This window comes from Pectobacterium sp. PL64 (genome assembly GCF_022477975.1).
In the GTDB taxonomy this organism is placed as follows: Bacteria; Pseudomonadota; Gammaproteobacteria; order Enterobacterales; family Enterobacteriaceae; genus Pectobacterium; species Pectobacterium jejuense.
In genome coordinates this window covers 1505407-1522855 of record NZ_CP092070.1, presented here as the reverse complement: position 1 = coordinate 1522855, position 17449 = coordinate 1505407, and the positions used below count along the sequence as shown (strand labels likewise).

The 17449-nt window shown below is 52.7% G+C and carries 14 protein-coding genes; 9 read left to right on the top strand and 5 right to left on the bottom strand.

Going from position 1 to position 17449, the window contains the following annotated elements; translation table 11 throughout:
• Positions 1-64 precede the first annotated feature (64 nt).
• Positions 65-559 (bottom strand): leucine-responsive transcriptional regulator Lrp, encoded by a 495-nt coding sequence (gene lrp, locus HP572_RS06595; RefSeq protein WP_010277211.1) that lies wholly within the window; start codon positions 557-559, stop codon positions 65-67.
• Positions 560-1144: 585 nt separating this feature from the next.
• On the opposite strand from lrp, the gene trxB reads away from it, so the two are divergent.
• The 6 genes from trxB to HP572_RS06565 all read left to right on the top strand — a co-directional run bounded on the left by trxB (position 1145) and on the right by HP572_RS06565 (position 8535).
• Positions 1145-2107, top strand: coding sequence for a thioredoxin-disulfide reductase (trxB, locus tag HP572_RS06590; protein ID WP_039315633.1), 963 nt, complete (start codon positions 1145-1147; stop codon positions 2105-2107).
• Between the two features lie 237 nt (positions 2108-2344).
• Positions 2345-4111 carry a cysteine/glutathione ABC transporter permease/ATP-binding protein CydD gene (gene cydD / locus HP572_RS06585; RefSeq protein ID WP_240585132.1) on the top strand — a complete coding sequence of 589 codons (1767 nt, stop codon included), beginning with the start codon at positions 2345-2347 and terminating at the stop codon, positions 4109-4111.
• 17 nt (positions 4112-4128) lie between these two features.
• Positions 4129-5850: a cysteine/glutathione ABC transporter ATP-binding protein/permease CydC gene (cydC, locus tag HP572_RS06580; protein WP_371745325.1), complete on the top strand. Its 1722-nt coding sequence runs from the start codon at positions 4129-4131 to the stop codon at positions 5848-5850.
• A gap of 34 nt (positions 5851-5884) precedes the next feature.
• Positions 5885-6589, top strand: coding sequence for a leucyl/phenylalanyl-tRNA--protein transferase (gene aat, locus HP572_RS06575; RefSeq protein ID WP_240585130.1), 705 nt, complete (start codon positions 5885-5887; stop codon positions 6587-6589).
• Between the two features lie 112 nt (positions 6590-6701).
• Complete coding sequence (infA, locus tag HP572_RS06570; RefSeq protein ID WP_002211347.1) at positions 6702-6920, top strand: translation initiation factor IF-1; 219 nt, start codon at positions 6702-6704, stop codon at positions 6918-6920.
• Between the two features lie 169 nt (positions 6921-7089).
• Positions 7090-8535: a PLP-dependent aminotransferase family protein gene (locus HP572_RS06565; protein WP_240585129.1), complete on the top strand. Its 1446-nt coding sequence runs from the start codon at positions 7090-7092 to the stop codon at positions 8533-8535.
• Here the strand turns inward: HP572_RS06565 and HP572_RS06560 are convergent, their stop codons facing one another.
• From HP572_RS06560 to clpS, 3 genes are all read right to left on the bottom strand, one after another.
• Positions 8536-9015, bottom strand: a complete 480-nt coding sequence (locus HP572_RS06560) for a carboxymuconolactone decarboxylase family protein (protein ID WP_240585128.1) — start codon at positions 9013-9015, stop codon at positions 8536-8538.
• A 232-nt stretch (positions 9016-9247) separates the two neighbouring features.
• Positions 9248-11521: an ATP-dependent Clp protease ATP-binding subunit ClpA gene (gene clpA / locus HP572_RS06555; RefSeq protein ID WP_010277232.1), complete on the bottom strand. Its 2274-nt coding sequence runs from the start codon at positions 11519-11521 to the stop codon at positions 9248-9250.
• Between the two features lie 29 nt (positions 11522-11550).
• Positions 11551-11871 carry an ATP-dependent Clp protease adapter ClpS gene (gene clpS / locus HP572_RS06550; RefSeq protein WP_005967385.1) on the bottom strand — a complete coding sequence of 107 codons (321 nt, stop codon included), beginning with the start codon at positions 11869-11871 and terminating at the stop codon, positions 11551-11553.
• Between the two features lie 422 nt (positions 11872-12293).
• Between clpS and cspD the strand changes: the two genes are divergently transcribed.
• Positions 12294-12515: a cold shock-like protein CspD gene (gene cspD, locus HP572_RS06545; protein ID WP_010277240.1), complete on the top strand. Its 222-nt coding sequence runs from the start codon at positions 12294-12296 to the stop codon at positions 12513-12515.
• 113 nt (positions 12516-12628) lie between these two features.
• Here the strand turns inward: cspD and HP572_RS06540 are convergent, their stop codons facing one another.
• Positions 12629-14293 carry an ATP-dependent endonuclease gene (locus HP572_RS06540; protein WP_240585127.1) on the bottom strand — a complete coding sequence of 555 codons (1665 nt, stop codon included), beginning with the start codon at positions 14291-14293 and terminating at the stop codon, positions 12629-12631.
• 326 nt (positions 14294-14619) lie between these two features.
• Here HP572_RS06540 and HP572_RS06535 point away from each other — a divergent pair, with 326 nt between their 5' ends.
• Together HP572_RS06535 and hcp are read left to right on the top strand one after the other, a co-directional pair.
• On the top strand, positions 14620-15519 hold the full coding sequence (locus HP572_RS06535; protein WP_240585706.1) for a lysine exporter LysO family protein: 900 nt from the start codon (positions 14620-14622) through the stop codon (positions 15517-15519).
• 189 nt (positions 15520-15708) lie between these two features.
• Complete coding sequence (gene hcp / locus HP572_RS06530) at positions 15709-17361, top strand: hydroxylamine reductase (protein WP_039532868.1); 1653 nt, start codon at positions 15709-15711, stop codon at positions 17359-17361.
• Positions 17362-17449: the final 88 nt, after the last annotated feature.

The following is a 17449-nucleotide window of genomic DNA, read 5'->3' as shown; positions in this document are numbered from 1 at the left end:
GGCGCTGGGACTGTATAAATTCACAGGAGTGTAGCTGAATTTATCGGGTTTTGCACCCACACGTTTATCGCGTCTTAATGACCAGACGGTTGCTTTGCTTCACTTCTTCCATCACCACGTAGGTACGGGTGTCGTTTACGCCCGGTAAACGCAGCAGCGTTTCGCCCAGGAGCTTACGGTAAGCGGACATGTCTGGCACACGCGTTTTCAACAGGTAGTCAAAATCACCGGAAACCAGATGACATTCCTGAATTTCTTCCAGCTTCTGCACCGCAGCATTGAACTGTTCAAATACATCAGGCGCGCCGCGGTTTAGCGTTATCTCAACAAAAACCAGCAGTGACGCATCCAGATAATGCGGGTTTAGCAGCGCTGTATAACCGTTAATGAAACCCTGTCTTTCCAGACGACGTACACGTTCCAGACAAGGCGTTGGCGACAGCCCAACACGTTTGGAAAGCTCGACATTGGAAATACGTCCATCTTTTTGCAATTCGTTCAGGATGTTACGATCAATACGATCGAGATCTTTGCCTGGTCGTTTTTTAGTGTCTACCATTATTATTGTCTCTCTTCACTTTTCCCTGCACCCGCTTTACCCCGATAGACCTCATGTATCAGAGCTACCCTTAAAGAAGACACGCTGCCCATTTTGTATATCAACAGTCATTAACTTCTCGTTCTCGCCCCACGTATTGCTCACCCGCGAAAAGACCATCACGTCATATCCGTGGCCCAAAGGCCTACTACCTGCGCAAAAACGAATAAAAAGCCGAGCTTTTAACTGTTCACATACAAAAAATTTCCTCTTACCCAGATGTTTTCGCAAATGCACAGCCGATTGTCAAAGCAAAACAACGAAAATCAGAAGAAACTGCCAGATTGGATAAGCCAGAGCCATTCTCCGAGGTGACTTCAATCATTTTACTTATGAATGTGGCTGATTTTTCAGCGATTTGTCATCCTCATCGTCATTAACGATTAAACAAATAGCCAGCAACTTTTCTGCATACTTTTTTTACTCTTGTAATTTCCTTACAATCGTTCGCATTGTCCGTGGTAGAGACTGTTCGTAGTAAGGAAGCAGGTTTGTTGTAGAGACCGTTCATATGAGCATTATCCGCCGTCATGAAATGAGGAAAGCATGGGTACTGTTAAACATCACAAGTTATTGATTCTGGGTTCAGGCCCGGCTGGCTACACTGCCGCTGTTTATGCTGCACGGGCGAATTTACAGCCAGTATTAATCACGGGTATGGAAAAAGGCGGTCAGCTGACGACCACGACCGAAGTCGAAAATTGGCCGGGTGATGCCGATGATTTAACTGGCCCGCTGTTAATGGAGCGTATGCACGCACACGCGACCAAATTCAATACTGAAGTGATCTTCGATCATATTGAACGTGTTGATTTGCAGAACCGTCCCTTCCGTTTATTCGGCGATAGCGCCGAGTACACCTGTGACGCGCTGATCATTGCCACGGGGGCATCGGCTCGTTATCTCGGCCTGCCGTCTGAAGAAGCGTTTAAAGGCAAAGGGGTTTCTGCCTGCGCAACCTGTGACGGGTTCTTCTACCGTAACCAGAAAGTCGCCGTCGTTGGCGGCGGGAATACCGCAGTAGAAGAAGCCTTGTATTTGTCTAACATTGCGGCGGAAGTGCATTTGATCCACCGTCGCGAGACGTTCCGTTCAGAGAAAATTCTGATCGACCGCCTGATGGACAAAGTTAAAAACGGCAACATCATCCTGCATACCAACCGTACGCTGGACGAGGTGTTGGGCGATGACATGGGTGTAACCGGTGTCCGTATCCGCGATACGCAGAGCGACGCGGCAGAAGAACTGGAGCTGGCTGGCGTGTTTATCGCTATCGGCCACAGTCCGAACACGGCCGTATTTGGCGGTCAGTTGGAACTGGAAAACGGTTATATCAAAGTGCAGTCCGGTATTCACGGCAACGCAACACAAACCAGCATTCCTGGCGTCTTTGCCGCAGGCGACGTCATGGATCACATCTACCGTCAGGCCATTACCTCCGCAGGTACTGGCTGTATGGCAGCACTGGATGCTGAACGTTACCTTGACGGGCTGACCGTCAACAAGTAAGACGTTGCTGATAACGGAGCGGCGACAGCCGTTCCGTTTTCTTCACTTCTGATTTGCCTTCCGCAACACAAAATTGATCGCCTCACCCATTTCCCCTCTCCTTTTCGTTTGCAGCGCGTCCCTGTCGCGGTAACATGGCGTCATTCTGCGTGATAGAAGATAATTTTGTTAACTAACAGTTACATGAGAGTTATTTTCTGTTAAGTCCATTTCTGCAATACAACGAACTGGTGCCTGATGAAAAAAACCAGACAGCAAGAACTGACCGCCTGGCTGAAACAACAGAGTAAGCTGGCGCAACGTTGGCTACGGATTTCACTCCTGCTTGGGTTCCTGAGCGGTGCGTTAATCGTGGCACAAGCCTGGCTGTTAGCTACGCTGCTTCACGCCTTGATCATCGAGCATGCCACGCGCGAATCGTTGCTCTCCCCTTTCCTTCTGCTGATTGCCACATTTATTCTGCGCGCACTCAACAGTGTGTTACGCGAGCGTGTTGGTTTTCTTTGCGGGCAAGCCGTTCGGCAGCAAATTCGTAAGCTGGTACTGGATCGATTACAACAGCTTGGCCCTGCCTGGGTACAGGGCAAACCCGCCGGCAGTTGGGCAACGATGATTCTTGAGCAGGTTGATGATATGCAGGATTATTACGCCCGCTACCTGCCGCAGATGTATCTTGCCGCGCTGATTCCACTGCTTATCTTAATCACGATTTTCCCGCTCAACTGGGCTGCTGGCCTGATTCTGTTTCTCACTGCCCCGCTCATCCCACTGTTTATGGCGCTGGTTGGCATGGGCGCAGCGGATGCCAATCGACGTAACTTTCTGGCGCTGGCACGCCTGAGTGGACACTTCCTCGATCGCCTGCGCGGCATGGAGACGCTACGCCTGTTCCATCGTGGCAAGGCTGAAACCGAACAAATCCGTCATGCTTCCGAAGATTTCCGTAGTCGTACGATGGAAGTGCTACGCATGGCGTTTCTCTCCTCGGGCGTACTGGAGTTTTTCGCCTCTATCTCGATTGCCGTTGTCGCCGTTTATTTCGGTTTCTCTTATCTCGGGGAACTGGATTTTGGTCATTACGGCATGGGGGTGACGCTCTTCGCTGGCTTTCTCGTATTGATTCTGGCTCCAGAATTCTTTCAGCCTTTACGCGATCTGGGCACCTTCTATCATGCCAAGGCTCAGGCTATCGGGGCAGCGGAATCGCTGGTGACGTTTTTGTCAGAGGAAGGCGAAACAGTCGGCTTTGGCACACACGAATTCAGCAGCAATACCGCCATTGCCATCAGAGCGGAAGATCTGGTTATCCTCGCGCCGAATGGCACACCGCTGACCCAGCCGTTGACGTTCGATATTCGCGCAGGTGAACGTATCGCGCTGGTCGGCCTCAGCGGAGCAGGAAAAAGCTCACTGCTTAATGTACTGCTGGGGTTCCTGCCCTATCGCGGTTCACTCACCGTCAACGGTCAGGCATTAAACACGCTGACGCCTGAATCATGGCGTAAGCAGTTAAGCTGGGTCGGACAAAACCCCCACTTGCCGGAGCAGACGCTACGCAGCAATATTCTGCTGGGTAATCCGCAGGCCAGCCCCCTGGCATTGCAGTGTGCGATTGAGCGCGCGTATGTACAGGAATTTTTACCGCAGCTTCCGCAAGGGCTGGAAACGACCGTCGGTGACGGTGCGGCACGCCTCTCCGTCGGACAGGCACAGCGCGTTGCCGTTGCCCGTGCGCTCATTCACCCTTGCAACTTACTGCTGCTGGATGAACCGTCAGCCAGCCTGGATGCTCATAGCGAGGAGCTGGTTATGACGGCGCTGAACGACGCGGCGCGTTCGCAGACCACGCTGCTGGTCACGCATCAGCTCACCGAGATCGCCGAGTATGACACGATCTGGGTCATGGACGGCGGTCGGTTAGTTCAACAGGGTGACTACCAAACACTCCGAGCCGAAGCGGGTCCCTTCGCAACGCTGCTGGCACAACGACAGGAGGCGCTGTAATGACTCAGATGAAAACGATGCAGGTATTAAAACCGTTTCTGGCACTTTATCGTCAGCACTTCTTGTATTTGAGTCTGGGCGTGGTATTAGCCATTGCTACGCTGCTGGCCAGCATTGGTCTACTCGCGCTATCCGGCTGGTTTCTGGCGGGTGCCGCGCTGGCAGGGATCGTCGGGCTGCTCACCTTTAACTATATGCTGCCCGCCGCTGGCGTGCGGGGCGCAGCGATTGCACGTACGGCCGGACGCTACGGGGAAAGAGTCGTCAGCCACGATGCCACCTTCCGCGTTTTGCTGCGCTTGCGTGTATTCACCTTTTCCCGCATTCTGCCGCTCTCTCCGGGAGGACTGGCACAATTTCGTCAGGCTGAACTGCTAAACCGGCTCGTGGCGGACGTAGATACGCTCGACCACCTCTATCTCCGCGTGATTTCACCCATCGTCAGCGCTTTTGCCGTCATTCTTATCGTTTGCTATGGCCTGAGTTTCATTGATGCCTCACTGGCTCTGACGCTGGGTGCCATTATGCTGGTACTGCTGCTGTGCCTGCCGATTGTTTTCTATCGGGCGGGAAACGGCATCGGACAGGATTTGACCGCGCTGCGTGCACAATACCGCCTTCAGTTAACGACCTGGCTGCAAGGTCAGGCGGAACTCACCGTCTTCGGCGCGCTCAGTCGCGTCCGTCAACAGCTGGCTCTGGTGGAAATTAACTGGCTGCGCCGCCAGCGTCAGCAGGCCAATCTTACTGGTCTGTCTCAGGCAGTGATGATTTTATGCAGCGGGCTGACCGTTACTTTGATTCTGTGGCTGGCAGCCGATGGCGTTGGCAGTAATCCACAGCCCGGCGCGTTGATTGCGCTATTCGTGTTCGCCTCACTTGCTGCTTTTGAAGCACTGGCTCCTGTTACGGTGGCCTTCCAGCATATGGGGCAAGTGATTGCCTCTGCCGCTCGGGTCGATCAAATCATTCGCCAGCCCGTTGACGTCACGTTCCCAGAGCATGGGCCAGAAACGTCGCGCAAGGCGTCACTTGATGTCTCACATGTCGGTTTCACGTATCCCGGCCAGCCACAGCCCGTATTGCAGAATATTACGCTTTCCATTCAACCGGGCGAGCATCTGGCGCTGCTGGGGCGTACCGGATGCGGGAAATCGACGCTATTGCAATTGCTGACCCGGGCATGGAATTGTGAATACGGAGAAATTACGCTGAATGGGCATCCCCTTGCCGATTGGCGGGAAGACGATCTCCGCACCATGATGAGCGTGGTGCCACAACGCGTGCATATTTTCAGCGCATCACTGCGTGATAACCTGCTGCTAGCAGCACCAGCCGCACGGGATGAAAAACTGGCCGAGGTATTACAGCAGGTTGGGTTAGAAAAACTGCTGGAAAACGAAGGGCTGAATGCCTGGCTGGGCGAAGGCGGTCGACAGCTGTCCGGTGGCGAGCAGCGCCGTATCGCATTAGCACGCGCCTTATTGCACGATGCACCGCTCGTGCTATTGGATGAACCGACTGAAGGGTTGGATGCAGAAACCGAAAAGCGTATTCTGCAACTGCTCCGCCAGCACTGTGCCGATAAAACGCTGATCGTCATCACTCACCGGCTATACGGTTTAGAATCGATGGATCGCATCTGTATTCTGGATGACGGCAAAGTGATCGAACAGGGGAGCCATCAGGACTTAATGGCACAACAAGGTCGTTATTGGCAGTTCCGCCAACACGTTTAGGGCAAACTCTGTTGAAACATAACGTTTGAAAAACATGCGTCTATACCAACTTTCGCTTCAATCGCTTCAGTTCCCTGATCCGAATCATGCGCTAGATGACCCCAACGGCCTGCTGGCCGTTGGCGGCGACCTCTCCGTTGCCCGCCTAAAAGCAGCTTACCGACAGGGCATTTTCCCCTGGTTCTCTCCCGGTGAGCCGATCTTATGGTGGTCTCCAAATCCACGCGCGGTCCTGTTTCCTGGTGAACTGCATCTCAGCCGCAGCATGAAAAAATTTCTGAAGCGCCATACGTTTCACGCAACGCTGAATCAGGCATTTGATGATGTCATTCACGCCTGCGCGCATGAGCACCATGACGGCACCTGGATTACGCCGGACATTATCTCGGCTTATCGCCAGCTTCATCAGGCCGGAAAAGCGCACTCTGTCGAAGTATGGCAGAATGGCGCACTGGTTGGTGGGCTATATGGTATTGAGCAAGGACGGTTATTTTGCGGCGAGTCGATGTTCAGCCGCACGGATAATGCGTCAAAATACGCGCTGCTGGCGTTTCAACAGCATTTTATTCGCCACGGTGGTGAGTTGATCGATTGTCAGGTGTTAAACGCCCATACCGCTTCTCTGGGCGTGAGTGAAATACCCCGCGATCGCTTTCTGCAACAGCTTTCTCAGTGGCAGGATCTTGCTGTCGATAACGGCTGTTGGCTACCACAACTGCTCGCAGAACCCGCATTTTGATAGAGAAATCGGGTAAATAACGCCCCAAACGTGAACGCTTCTTTACATAATGTCGGTTTTTCGGCATTATCTTGCGGTTAAAAAATAAAGGTAGTTAGACCTAGAGGATTCGATGGCCAAAGAAGACAATATTGAAATGCAAGGCACCGTGCTTGATACGCTGCCCAACACCATGTTCCGCGTTGAATTGGAAAACGGGCACGTGGTTACCGCTCATATCTCCGGTAAAATGCGTAAAAACTATATCCGCATCCTGACGGGTGACAAAGTCACTGTAGAGTTAACCCCGTACGACCTGAGTAAAGGCCGCATTGTCTTCCGCAGCCGCTAACCGGTTCGCTCATCGCTGATCACAGCGATATATGAGGATGTGACTCCCTCCCCAGCCCTTCCCTTCATGGCAAGGGCTTTTGTTTTTTAAAACATTTTCCGGGGAGCCAACCGTTTTTTAACGGCCAACAGTTTCAGGGGCAACAGCCTGCTTGTCATGGATTCCCTATATGAAACCTGACTCTCCCCTATTTTCTCCCCTTTCCTTTCAGGAGAGTACGCCGCTCTATCGTCAGCTTTACGAGCGCGTGCATCGGGCTATCAGCACAGGCTTATTGTCACCGGGTGACCGTCTGCCTTCCGCACGTATGCTGGCGAAAGAGCTCGGCGTCGCACGCGGAACGATAGAACAGGCTTACTCGTTGCTGATTGCCGAAGGTTATCTGCAAGCTCGTGGGCAGGCAGGAACGCTGGTGAATCCCGATTTACCCTTAGCGCCAACGTCCGTTACCGATGCGACGGTATCCCCCTCGGCGCCAGACGATGAACAAAACATAGTGTGGCGTCCATCGCAACTGTTGCCTTTTCAAATGGGCGTTCCCGCTTTTGACGCCTTTCCGCGCAAACTCTGGGCTCGACTGGGTGCACGCTATCTTCGCAGCATGCAGTTACCGGATTGGGATTACCCTGCACCTTATGGCTTGCCCGCGCTAAGAAACGCTATCGCCTCTTATCTGCAAGTAGCGCGTGGCATTGACTGTACCGCCAGTCAGGTATTCATCACCTCTGGTTGGCGCACCAATTTACAACTCGCCGTTCTGGCCTTGCTGAAATCCGGGCAGCGCGTCTGGGTTGAAGATCCCGGCTATCCGCCTACTCGCCAGTTGCTATCACAGTCTGGGTTATGTCCGGTTCCGGTCACCGTCGATCGTGAAGGACTCAACGTGGAGCGCGGTATCGCGCTGGCGAATGATGCCAGTATGGCCGTTATCACGCCCGCGCATCAAAGCCCCTTGTCGATGTCGTTATCGCTTCCTCGGCGACAGGCATTATTGCAATGGGCAACCGAGCAGAATGCCTGGATAGTAGAGGATGATTATGATGGGGAATATCGCTACGTCAGTCGCCCACTTCCCGCGCTCGCCAGTCTGGATCGCAATGGTCGGGTGCTGTATGCGGGCACCTTCAGCAAGGTGTTATTTCCGGGGATTCGGTTGGCTTATTTGGTTGTACCGCAGGCACAGATTGCCACCTTTGAACACATCAGCCGAATTTTCTTCGCTTCCGCATCGCCTACCATGACGCAGTCTATCGTTGCCAGCTTCATCGCTGAGGGTCATTTTGCCCGACACATTCAGCGCACACGGCGCCTTTATGCAGAACGTCGCACCGCTACCATCGCTGCGCTACAAGGTATTTTGGGGAACCGCATACATATCGACGCGCAGCCGGGCGGCATGCATTTAGTGTTACGCCTGCCGGATAAGATAAGCGATCGGCTGCTTGCCGACCGCTTGCTGGCTCAGGGGGTTACCGTCCAACCACTATCACGTTGGGCAGTATCAGGAAACGGTGACAACGCGCTACTCGCCAGTTTCACCAACTGCGCCACGATGGCAGAGCCAGAGCGGCTTGCCATGTTGATTCTGGCCGAGCTTGAACAGCACGGGCGCTAATTAGCTCAGATTGGCTTTTTCCAGACCGTACAGCTTATCTGCGGATCCGGGAACAACCTGAAACGCGACACCCAAACGATTCCAGCCATTAATCGAGATAATCATGAAAGATAAGTCAGCCAGATCTTCTTCTGACAGCTGTTCACGAACGCGCGTAAACACCTCGTCCGGTACGCCATGCGGCGGAAGATGGGTCAAGACTTCAGTCCACTCAAGCGCAGCACGCTCACGCGGGGAAAAAAGCGGTGATTCACGCCAGACAGCCACATGATGCAGACGTAGCTCGCGCTCCCCATTAATCTTGGCTTCTTTAACGTGCATATCAACGCAAAATGCACAGCCGTTAAGCTGAGAGGCACGCAGCGTAATCAGATGGCCTATTTCCGCCAGAAATGGCTTCTTGTGCAGAATGTTATTGAATTCCAGATACTTCTTGGCAGCATCGGGAGACTTGCTGTAGTAATCAAGACGTTGGCTCATGGTGAACTCCAAAACGAGACGGGATGAAAGAGAAGAGCGACAGCCACACGCCAGCGACAATGCACAGGGCCGACTACTCGGTAGCCAGGATTGTGCAAAATCTTGGCCTATCAGAAAAGATCCAAGAATCGTATTTTTAACTGGGCCATAATGCAAAATAGCGCACCAAGATCGGTTTGCGACCCAATAAAAAAGGGATGCCTCAGCATCCCTCTTAGATCACACGTATTGATTAATTAACGCTTTCTGCTTTCCGCTTCTGTGCGCTCTGGAAGCCGTACGTCAGCTGTTGCGTCTCTTTATCCAGTTCCACCGTAACAGAGCCACCGTCCACCAGCGAACCAAACAGCAGCTCGTTGGCCAGCGGTTTCTTGAGGCTTTCCTGCATCACGCGTGCCATTGGTCGGGCACCCATCGCTTTGTCGTAGCCTTTTTCTGCCAGCCAGTCGCGCGCTTCATCGCTCACTTCCAGCGATACGCCTTTCGCATCCAACTGCGCCTGAAGCTCTACGATAAACTTATCGACAACCTGCTGAATGACGTCAGTCGACAGATGGTTGAACCAGATAATGCCATCCAGACGGTTGCGGAACTCTGGCGTAAAGACCTTTTTGATCTCTTCCATTGCATCCGTACTATTGTCCTGATGGATGATACCAATGGATTTACGCTGTGTTTCCCGCACGCCTGCGTTGGTGGTCATGACGACAATGACATTGCGGAAATCCGCTTTACGGCCATTGTTGTCCGTCAGCGTACCGTTATCCATCACCTGCAACAGCAGGTTAAAGACGTCAGGATGCGCTTTTTCGATCTCATCCAACAGTAGCACCGCGTGAGGATGCTTAATCACGGCATCCGTTAGCAGACCGCCCTGATCGTAGCCCACATAGCCCGGAGGCGCGCCAATCAAACGGCTAACCGTATGGCGTTCCATGTATTCGGACATATCAAAGCGCAGCAGTTCGATATCCAGCGCTTTAGCCAACTGTAACGTGACTTCCGTCTTACCGACGCCGGTAGGACCAGCAAACAGGAAGGAACCAACCGGTTTACGCTCCTGACCCAACCCTGCACGACTCATCTTGATAGATTCGGACAGCGCTTCGATTGCCTTGTCCTGCCCAAACACCAGCATTTTCAGGCGATCGCTGAGGTTTTTCAGCACATCGCGATCGCTGGCAGAGACAGTTTTTTCAGGAATACGGGCGATACGAGCGACAACCGATTCGATATCACTCACGTTGACCGTTTTCTTACGTTTGCTAACCGGCACCAGACGGCTGCGCGCGCCCGCTTCGTCGATCACATCGATCGCTTTATCCGGTAGGTGACGGTCATTAATGTATTTCACCGCCAGCTCTACCGCCGCACGAACCGCTTTCGACGTATAGCGAACATCATGGTGAGCTTCATACTTCGGCTTCAGGCCATTAATGATTTGTATGGTTTCTTCCACGCTAGGTTCAGTGATATCGATTTTCTGGAAACGACGCGCCAGCGCCCGATCCTTTTCAAAGATATTGCTGAACTCCTGATAGGTGGTCGAGCCGATCACGCGAATCTTGCCGCTGGAAAGCAGCGGTTTAATCAGATTAGCCGCATCAACCTGACCACCGGACGCCGCACCCGCGCCGATAATCGTGTGGATTTCATCGATGAACAGAATGCTGTTTTTATCCTGTTCCAACTGTTTCAGCAGCGCCTTGAAACGTTTTTCAAAGTCACCGCGGTATTTGGTGCCTGCCAGCAGCGCGCCAATGTCCAGCGAGTACAGCGTGCACTCCGCCATCACTTCCGGTACATCGCCCTGCACAATACGCCAGGCCAGCCCTTCAGCAATCGCCGTTTTACCGACGCCAGATTCGCCGACCAGCAGCGGGTTATTTTTACGGCGACGGCACAATACCTGAATCGTGCGCTCCAGTTCCTTATCCCGGCCAATGAGCGGATCGATACCGCCAACGCGAGCCAGTTGATTCAGATTGGTGGTGAAGTTTTCCATACGATCTTCCCCTCCTGCCTGTTCTTCATTGACGGGACTTTCAGGGTTCGGCGCCTGATCGGATTCTTCTTTACGCGTGCCGTGAGAAATAAAGTTCACCACATCCAGACGGCTGACGTCATGCTTGCGCAGCAGGTAGGCGGCCTGAGATTCCTGTTCGCTAAAAATGGCGACCAGGACGTTGGCACCGGACACTTCGCTGCGGCCAGAGGACTGCACGTGGAAGACGGCGCGTTGGAGTACGCGCTGGAAGCTAAGCGTGGGCTGAGTTTCGCGCTCGTCGTCACTCTGCGGTAATGTTGGTGTGGTTTGCTCAATGAACGCTTCCAGTTCCTGACGCAGCGCGGCTAAATCTACCGTGCAGGCTTCCAATGCTTCACGGGCGGCTGGGTTACTGAGCAGAGCCAACAGCAGGTGCTCCACGGTCATAAACTCGTGTCGGTGCTCACGCGCTCTGGCGAAAGCCATGTTGAGACTGAGTTCCAGTTCTTGATTGAGCATAGGCACCTCTCCCAATAAATCGCCTGACTTCAGGCTTTTTCCAGCGTACAGAGCAGCGGGTGCTCATTTTCTCTGGCATAACGATTGACTTGTACGACCTTGGTCTCAGCCACTTCAGCGCTAAATACGCCACAAATCGCTTTACCCTGATAATGCACGGTTAACATAAGCTGTGTGGCACGTTCAATATCATAAGAAAAGAACTTTTGCAGAACGTCAATAACAAATTCCATCGGGGTGTAATCATCGTTATTCAACACCACGTTATACATGGAAGGCGGCTGCAATTTTTCTTTCTGTTTATCGGCGGTCAGGTTCTCAGATTGTGACCACGTACTGTTGTTTCCCATTCTCTATCCACATCATGTAACGAATATCGCGACTCACGACATTGGTCTGTTTATTCCTAATAGATCCGAGAAGCAGGAGGTGAGCGCCTGCGACTTGAAAGATGACGGGTATCTCTACATTTACAGTAGCACGTCTGCTTTTTATTTTACCACCTGAGGGATTAAATGGTTCCCGGAAAGCAAAATTCAAGGCCTGTAACCGATATCTTGATTACGCAACGCGATCGTGGGTTCATCAATAGCGTTATCTGCATCAAACTTTGACACACTGCCCTCCTCACCACGCGGTGGATCGCTTGACGCCGGGATCGATTTCACTAAAGTGTACGGATGAATTGATGGGGTTTTAATCAATTCGTATTCGTAGTAACCAAATAACCACACCTTACTGAAAAGAATACTCTTGCGAAGGATGTCAATGCATGGAGACAGGTACTGTTAAATGGTTCAATAATGCCAAAGGGTTTGGTTTTATCTGTCCAGAAGGGGGCGGTGACGATATCTTCGCGCACTACTCAACCATTCAAATGGATGGCTACCGGACTCTGAAAGCCGGACAGGTTGTCAGGTTTGATGTTCATCAAGGGCCGAAAGGCAATCATGCCTGCCTGATCGTCCCGCAAGTCGCCGAGGCCGCATCCTGACCCCTGCTACACCCTACACGTCTACTCAGAACACGCTACGCTAAACCGTAAAATGACTATAATGCGACAAATGCCGTTCGTTATATCGAACGGCATTTTTTTATATGTTTACACTAATCCGCACGCCCGCGGGCCAGCCACAGCACGCGGGAGAACATGCTGCGAATAAGCGGCGGGATTGCCTCGCTGCCCATCGCCGCGGCTTCCATTGCTACTTCAATTGCCAGATCGGGCTTGGATGAACGATGGATAGCCTTGATGATGATTTTATGCATCGAGAGCGGCACTTTTTCCGGCAACTGCGCGATGCGGTGATAAACGTGGCTGAATCCCTCACGGTACATGTAGTGTTCCATGTCCGATGCGGGCAAGACGGTCAAATGATCGCGCTCGCGCTCGTCCTGTACGGTTAACATGCTTTTTGCCGTCGCGGCATATTTTTTCCCCGCATCGTCGCCATCGACCAGCACATGCCATTCAATCCCCATACGACGTGCGAACCTCAGCAATGGCCGGAGCCCAGACTGGGCAAATTCAATCACTTTCACCCCTTCCGCCTCAAAATGATGTCCGCATTGGCGCGCCAGTTCATTCAGCATCCAAACTTCGGTTTCCCCTTCCACCAGCAGCCAGCAGCGGGCAAAGAGTGACGCGGGTCGATTCATACGAATGTGAAACGCGATGCGTCGGCTATCTTCCGCACTCATCCCCTGACGACCAATGCGATATGTCGCCACCCGTGAGGATTCCCGCACCAGACGGCACACCTGCTCCATCGGCACCAGCGACAGCAGCTCGCCTGAATTTGTTGTGGTGACCTTTTGGAGCGGCAACTGCACCAAAAGCCCCCAGGCGACAGATAGCATAATCGGGTGCAGCCGGGTTTCCGGGTCTTCAATCAGCAAGAGCGGACGCGCATGGGGATCTAACGCAACCGATCCTTTCGCCTGTAACAGCGTAGAAAACAGCTCCAGCAGGATAATCCGGCGACTGCGGCTATTGGGATCAGCAATCAGGCGATTGATGTTGTCCAGCGATCGCCACGATTTACCGTTATGCGTTCGCGCATGCCGATGATGGCGTCGGTCATTACCCGTGGCATTCTGCTCGGAAAAATAGTGCTCCAGCAGTTGCCGCATCGCCACCAGCCCCTGACGCAGTTCTTTATCCGTCAGCTTCTGCGGATTTTGCACCAGCTCACGCATCAGTTGCTCGAACTGCTGGGCCAGCTTTTCATTGCTGTTATCTAACGTCGCAGCCAACGTCCCGGAGCGCAAACGCCGCATAAAACGTGCATCACGCAGCCGCAGCACCGGATGCAGGCGGATAATTTCTCTGGCCAGTTCATCAATATCATCCAGCGCTATCGGGTGCCCGTCGGCGTCCAGGAAGCTGCGCCAGGTGAAAACCGACTGACTTTCGTCCACCTCACTTTCTAATCGATAAAAAACGCGGTATAGCGACGCCTCGCCTTCTACCCAAACGGGGCTAAGCGAACGGTAGCGAGGGGATAGATGATGGCCAGGTGCCGTCTCGCAAAACGTGAAAATAACCTGAAGGTGCTTTTCCCGACTATTTTCATCTCCCGGCGTGAAGTGAAAATCCTGCATATCAAAATGGTAAAGCGGCAGCGTCGGTGCCAGCAGCAGCGAGAGCGCATCCAGCAGGCTTGATTTCCCCCAGGCGTTCTCACCAATCAGTACGTTGTTCTCGTCCAGCGTCAGCGACAGACGATTGATTCCCCGAAATCCCAGGATTTCAATACTTTCCAGATGCATCTTTCTCTCCTGTAGCAGCTGCCTGCAAGTTTCTGCTGCAAAAATGCTCACTGTATAGAATATCCTGCCAGACAGCGCTTTACTCACTCCGATAATTTGTTTAATTTTAATAGATTATCGTTTTTCTTCCCGCCAAGTGTAGCCGATGAATCCCGCGATGCTGTTAATGACGATGCTGTCAACGCACGGTTTGTGTTTCCGCCGTGTCGATGCCTATCGGGGTAGAACTGAAGAAGAAAAGCCTCATGGTTTAACTACGGCAACCCCCGCCAATCCTAAAATACGGGTTAGCGCCGTTTTTCTCGCGTAAGGACATCAATTCTGTGATGTATTCAGGATTATTAATTATTTTATTACCGCTCATCATTGGCTATCTGGTACCGCTGCGCGGCAAAAAAGGATTACAGCGGGTTAACCAACTGCTGAGTTGGATGGTGTACGTTATTCTGTTTTTGATGGGCATAAGCCTGGCTTTTCTGGAAAATCTCAGCAGCAATTTGTTACTGATCTTCCGTTACACTGCCGTCTTCGCTTTCTGTATTGTCGCGGCAAACGGCATTGCCTTATGGCTATGGGAAAAACGCAGCGCATGGCGTAGCAAGTACAAAGACGCGACTCCGCCGTCCAGACTGCGAATGATCCTTGAATCGTTCAAACTCTGTGGCGTGGTATTCGGTGGTTTTTTGCTGGGCTTAACGCAATGGCCGGGATTCACCTACGCCAGTAAAGGCAGCGAATATGCCCTGATCTTCCTGCTCTTTCTGGTGGGCGTTCAACTGCGTAACAGCGGGATGACGCTGCGCCAAATCGTATTAAACCGTCGCGGTCTGGTCATCGCGCTTATCGTTGGTATCAGTGCGCTCGGTGGTGGCCTGCTGGCCGCATGGATTCTGGGTCTGCCGCTGAAAACCGGTCTGGCGATGGCATCCGGCTATGGATGGTATTCGCTGTCAGGCATTCTGCTGACCGATGCCCTCGGGCCTGTCATCGGCAGCACTGCGTTTTTCAACGATCTGACCCGTGAGCTACTGGCGATTATGCTGGTTCCCGTTCTAGCACAGCGTAATCGCTCCTGTGCATTAGGCCTTTGCGGCGCCACCTCAATGGATTTCACGCTGCCCGTTTTGCAGCGCAGCGCGGGTATCGATGTCGTGCCTGCTGCCATCGTACATGGTTTCTTATTAAGCCTCGCGGCTCCCATCTTGATGGCGTTATTTTCTTCATAAGCGCACACTGAACACCGTTTTTCCCCTCGTTTATGGGCTGTGATTGAGAGTGATTTTCATTGCCCATCGCCAAACTTGCGCTAAATCAAATTTACCTAAAGTTGCAGTAAAAAAGCCTTTTTACCTGCCTCGGCTAACACTATGCTTTAAACAAGCATTTAAAATGCAACTTAAAAAAAGGAAGTCATTATGTTTTGTGTGCAATGTGAACAAACGATTCGTACCCCTGTTGGAAACGGCTGCTCTTACGCGCAGGGCATGTGCGGCAAAACCGCAGAAACCTCCGATCTGCAAGACCTGCTGGTCGCTGTGCTGCAAGGGCTTTCTGCCTGGGCGCTGAAAGCGCGCGAGCTGGATATCATCGATCACGACGTCGATAACTTTGCGCCACGCGCCTTCTTCTCTACATTGACCAACGTTAACTTCGATTCCCAGCGCATTATTGGCTACGCACAGGAAGCCATTACACTGCGTGAATCATTGGCTGTTCGCTGCCGTCTGCACGATGCCACCGCGACCGTGGATCATCCAATGGCAGCCCTGCAACTGGCGGGTAACGATATTCCGACCTTACTGCAACAGGCGGCGGATTTTGCGCTGGACAGCGATAAAGCCAGCGTTGGTGACGACGTTCACGGCTTGCGCATGCTTAATCTTTACGGCCTGAAAGGCGCAGCGGCCTACATGGAACACGCCCACGTTCTCGGTCAGTATGACAACGCGATCTATGCCGAATATCACGCCTTCATGGCGTGGCTGGGTACACAGCCATCCGATGTTGACACCCTGCTGAACAACGCAATGGGCATCGGCAAAATGAACTTCAACGTTATGGCGATCCTCGACCATGGCGAGACTAATGCTTACGGCCATCCACAGCCAACCTCCGTTAACGTCCGCCCAATTGCGGGTAAAGCGATTCTGATTTCGGGTCATGACCTGAAAGATCTGCGCATGCTGCTGGAGCAAACCGAAGGCACAGGCGTGAATATTTATACCCACGGTGAAATGCTGCCTGCACACGGTTACCCAGAGCTGAAAAAATTCAAGCATCTGGCAGGCAACTACGGCAGCGGCTGGCAGAACCAGCAGACTGAGTTTGCCAAATTCCCTGGCGCGATCGTCATGACCTCCAACTGTATTATCGATCCAAACGTGGGTAACTACGGCGACCGCATCTGGACGCGTAGCATCGTAGGCTGGCCGGGCGTGAACCACCTGGAAGGCGACGATTTCAGCCCAGTTATCGAACAGGCACAGGGTCTGGCTGGTTTCCCATACAGCGAAATCGAGCACATGATCACCGTCGGTTTTGGCCGTGAAACGCTGCTAAGCGCCGCGGATACCGTCATCGATCTGGTTGCACAGAAAAAACTGCGCCACGTCTTCCTCGTTGGCGGATGTGACGGTAGCCGTGAAGAACGTAGCTACTTCACGGACTTTACGCTGAACGTTCCGCAAGACTGTCTGATCATGACGCTGGCCTGTGGTAAATACCGTTTCAACAAACTGGACTTCGGTACGCTGGAAGGCCTGCCACGTCTGCTGGATGTCGGCCAATGTAATGACGCCTACGCGGCAATTATTCTGGCCGTTAAGCTGGCGGAGAAACTGGGCTGTGGCGTGAACGACCTGCCGCTGAGTCTGGTGCTGTCCTGGTTTGAACAGAAAGCGATTGTCATCCTGCTCACCCTGCTGTCCCTCGGCGTGAAGAATATCTACACCGGGCCAACGGCACCGGGCTTCCTGACGGACAACCTGCTTGCCATTCTGAACGACAAATTCGGTATGCGAGCGATTACCACCGTTGAACAGGACATGAACACCATTCTGGCCGCTTGATAAATCAATGCGGACGGAGGAGCGTGTTCCTCGTCACGCAGCGTGAGGTGTCGGCATTGATGCCTCACGCTAAGCCCACTGTCTTATG

What these genes read in the sequence shown, in the direction of transcription:
- trxB (WP_039315633.1), top strand. Translation starts at nt 1,145, where the DNA reads ATGGGTACTGTTAAACATCACAAGTTATTGATTCTGGGTTCAGGCCCG.
- HP572_RS06560 (WP_240585128.1), bottom strand. Translation starts at nt 9,015, where the DNA reads ATGAGCCAACGTCTTGATTACTACAGCAAGTCTCCCGATGCTGCCAAG.
- clpS (WP_005967385.1), bottom strand. Translation starts at nt 11,871, where the DNA reads ATGGGAAACAACAGTACGTGGTCACAATCTGAGAACCTGACCGCCGAT.
- cspD (WP_010277240.1), top strand. Translation starts at nt 12,294, where the DNA reads ATGGAGACAGGTACTGTTAAATGGTTCAATAATGCCAAAGGGTTTGGT.
- infA (WP_002211347.1), top strand. Translation starts at nt 6,702, where the DNA reads ATGGCCAAAGAAGACAATATTGAAATGCAAGGCACCGTGCTTGATACG.
- cydC (WP_371745325.1), top strand. Translation starts at nt 4,129, where the DNA reads ATGCAGGTATTAAAACCGTTTCTGGCACTTTATCGTCAGCACTTCTTG.
- HP572_RS06565 (WP_240585129.1), top strand. Translation starts at nt 7,090, where the DNA reads ATGAAACCTGACTCTCCCCTATTTTCTCCCCTTTCCTTTCAGGAGAGT.
- lrp (WP_010277211.1), bottom strand. Translation starts at nt 559, where the DNA reads ATGGTAGACACTAAAAAACGACCAGGCAAAGATCTCGATCGTATTGAT.
- HP572_RS06535 (WP_240585706.1), top strand. Translation starts at nt 14,620, where the DNA reads ATGTATTCAGGATTATTAATTATTTTATTACCGCTCATCATTGGCTAT.
- hcp (WP_039532868.1), top strand. Translation starts at nt 15,709, where the DNA reads ATGTTTTGTGTGCAATGTGAACAAACGATTCGTACCCCTGTTGGAAAC.
- HP572_RS06540 (WP_240585127.1), bottom strand. Translation starts at nt 14,293, where the DNA reads ATGCATCTGGAAAGTATTGAAATCCTGGGATTTCGGGGAATCAATCGT.
- aat (WP_240585130.1), top strand. Translation starts at nt 5,885, where the DNA reads ATGCGTCTATACCAACTTTCGCTTCAATCGCTTCAGTTCCCTGATCCG.
- cydD (WP_240585132.1), top strand. Translation starts at nt 2,345, where the DNA reads ATGAAAAAAACCAGACAGCAAGAACTGACCGCCTGGCTGAAACAACAG.
- clpA (WP_010277232.1), bottom strand. Translation starts at nt 11,521, where the DNA reads ATGCTCAATCAAGAACTGGAACTCAGTCTCAACATGGCTTTCGCCAGA.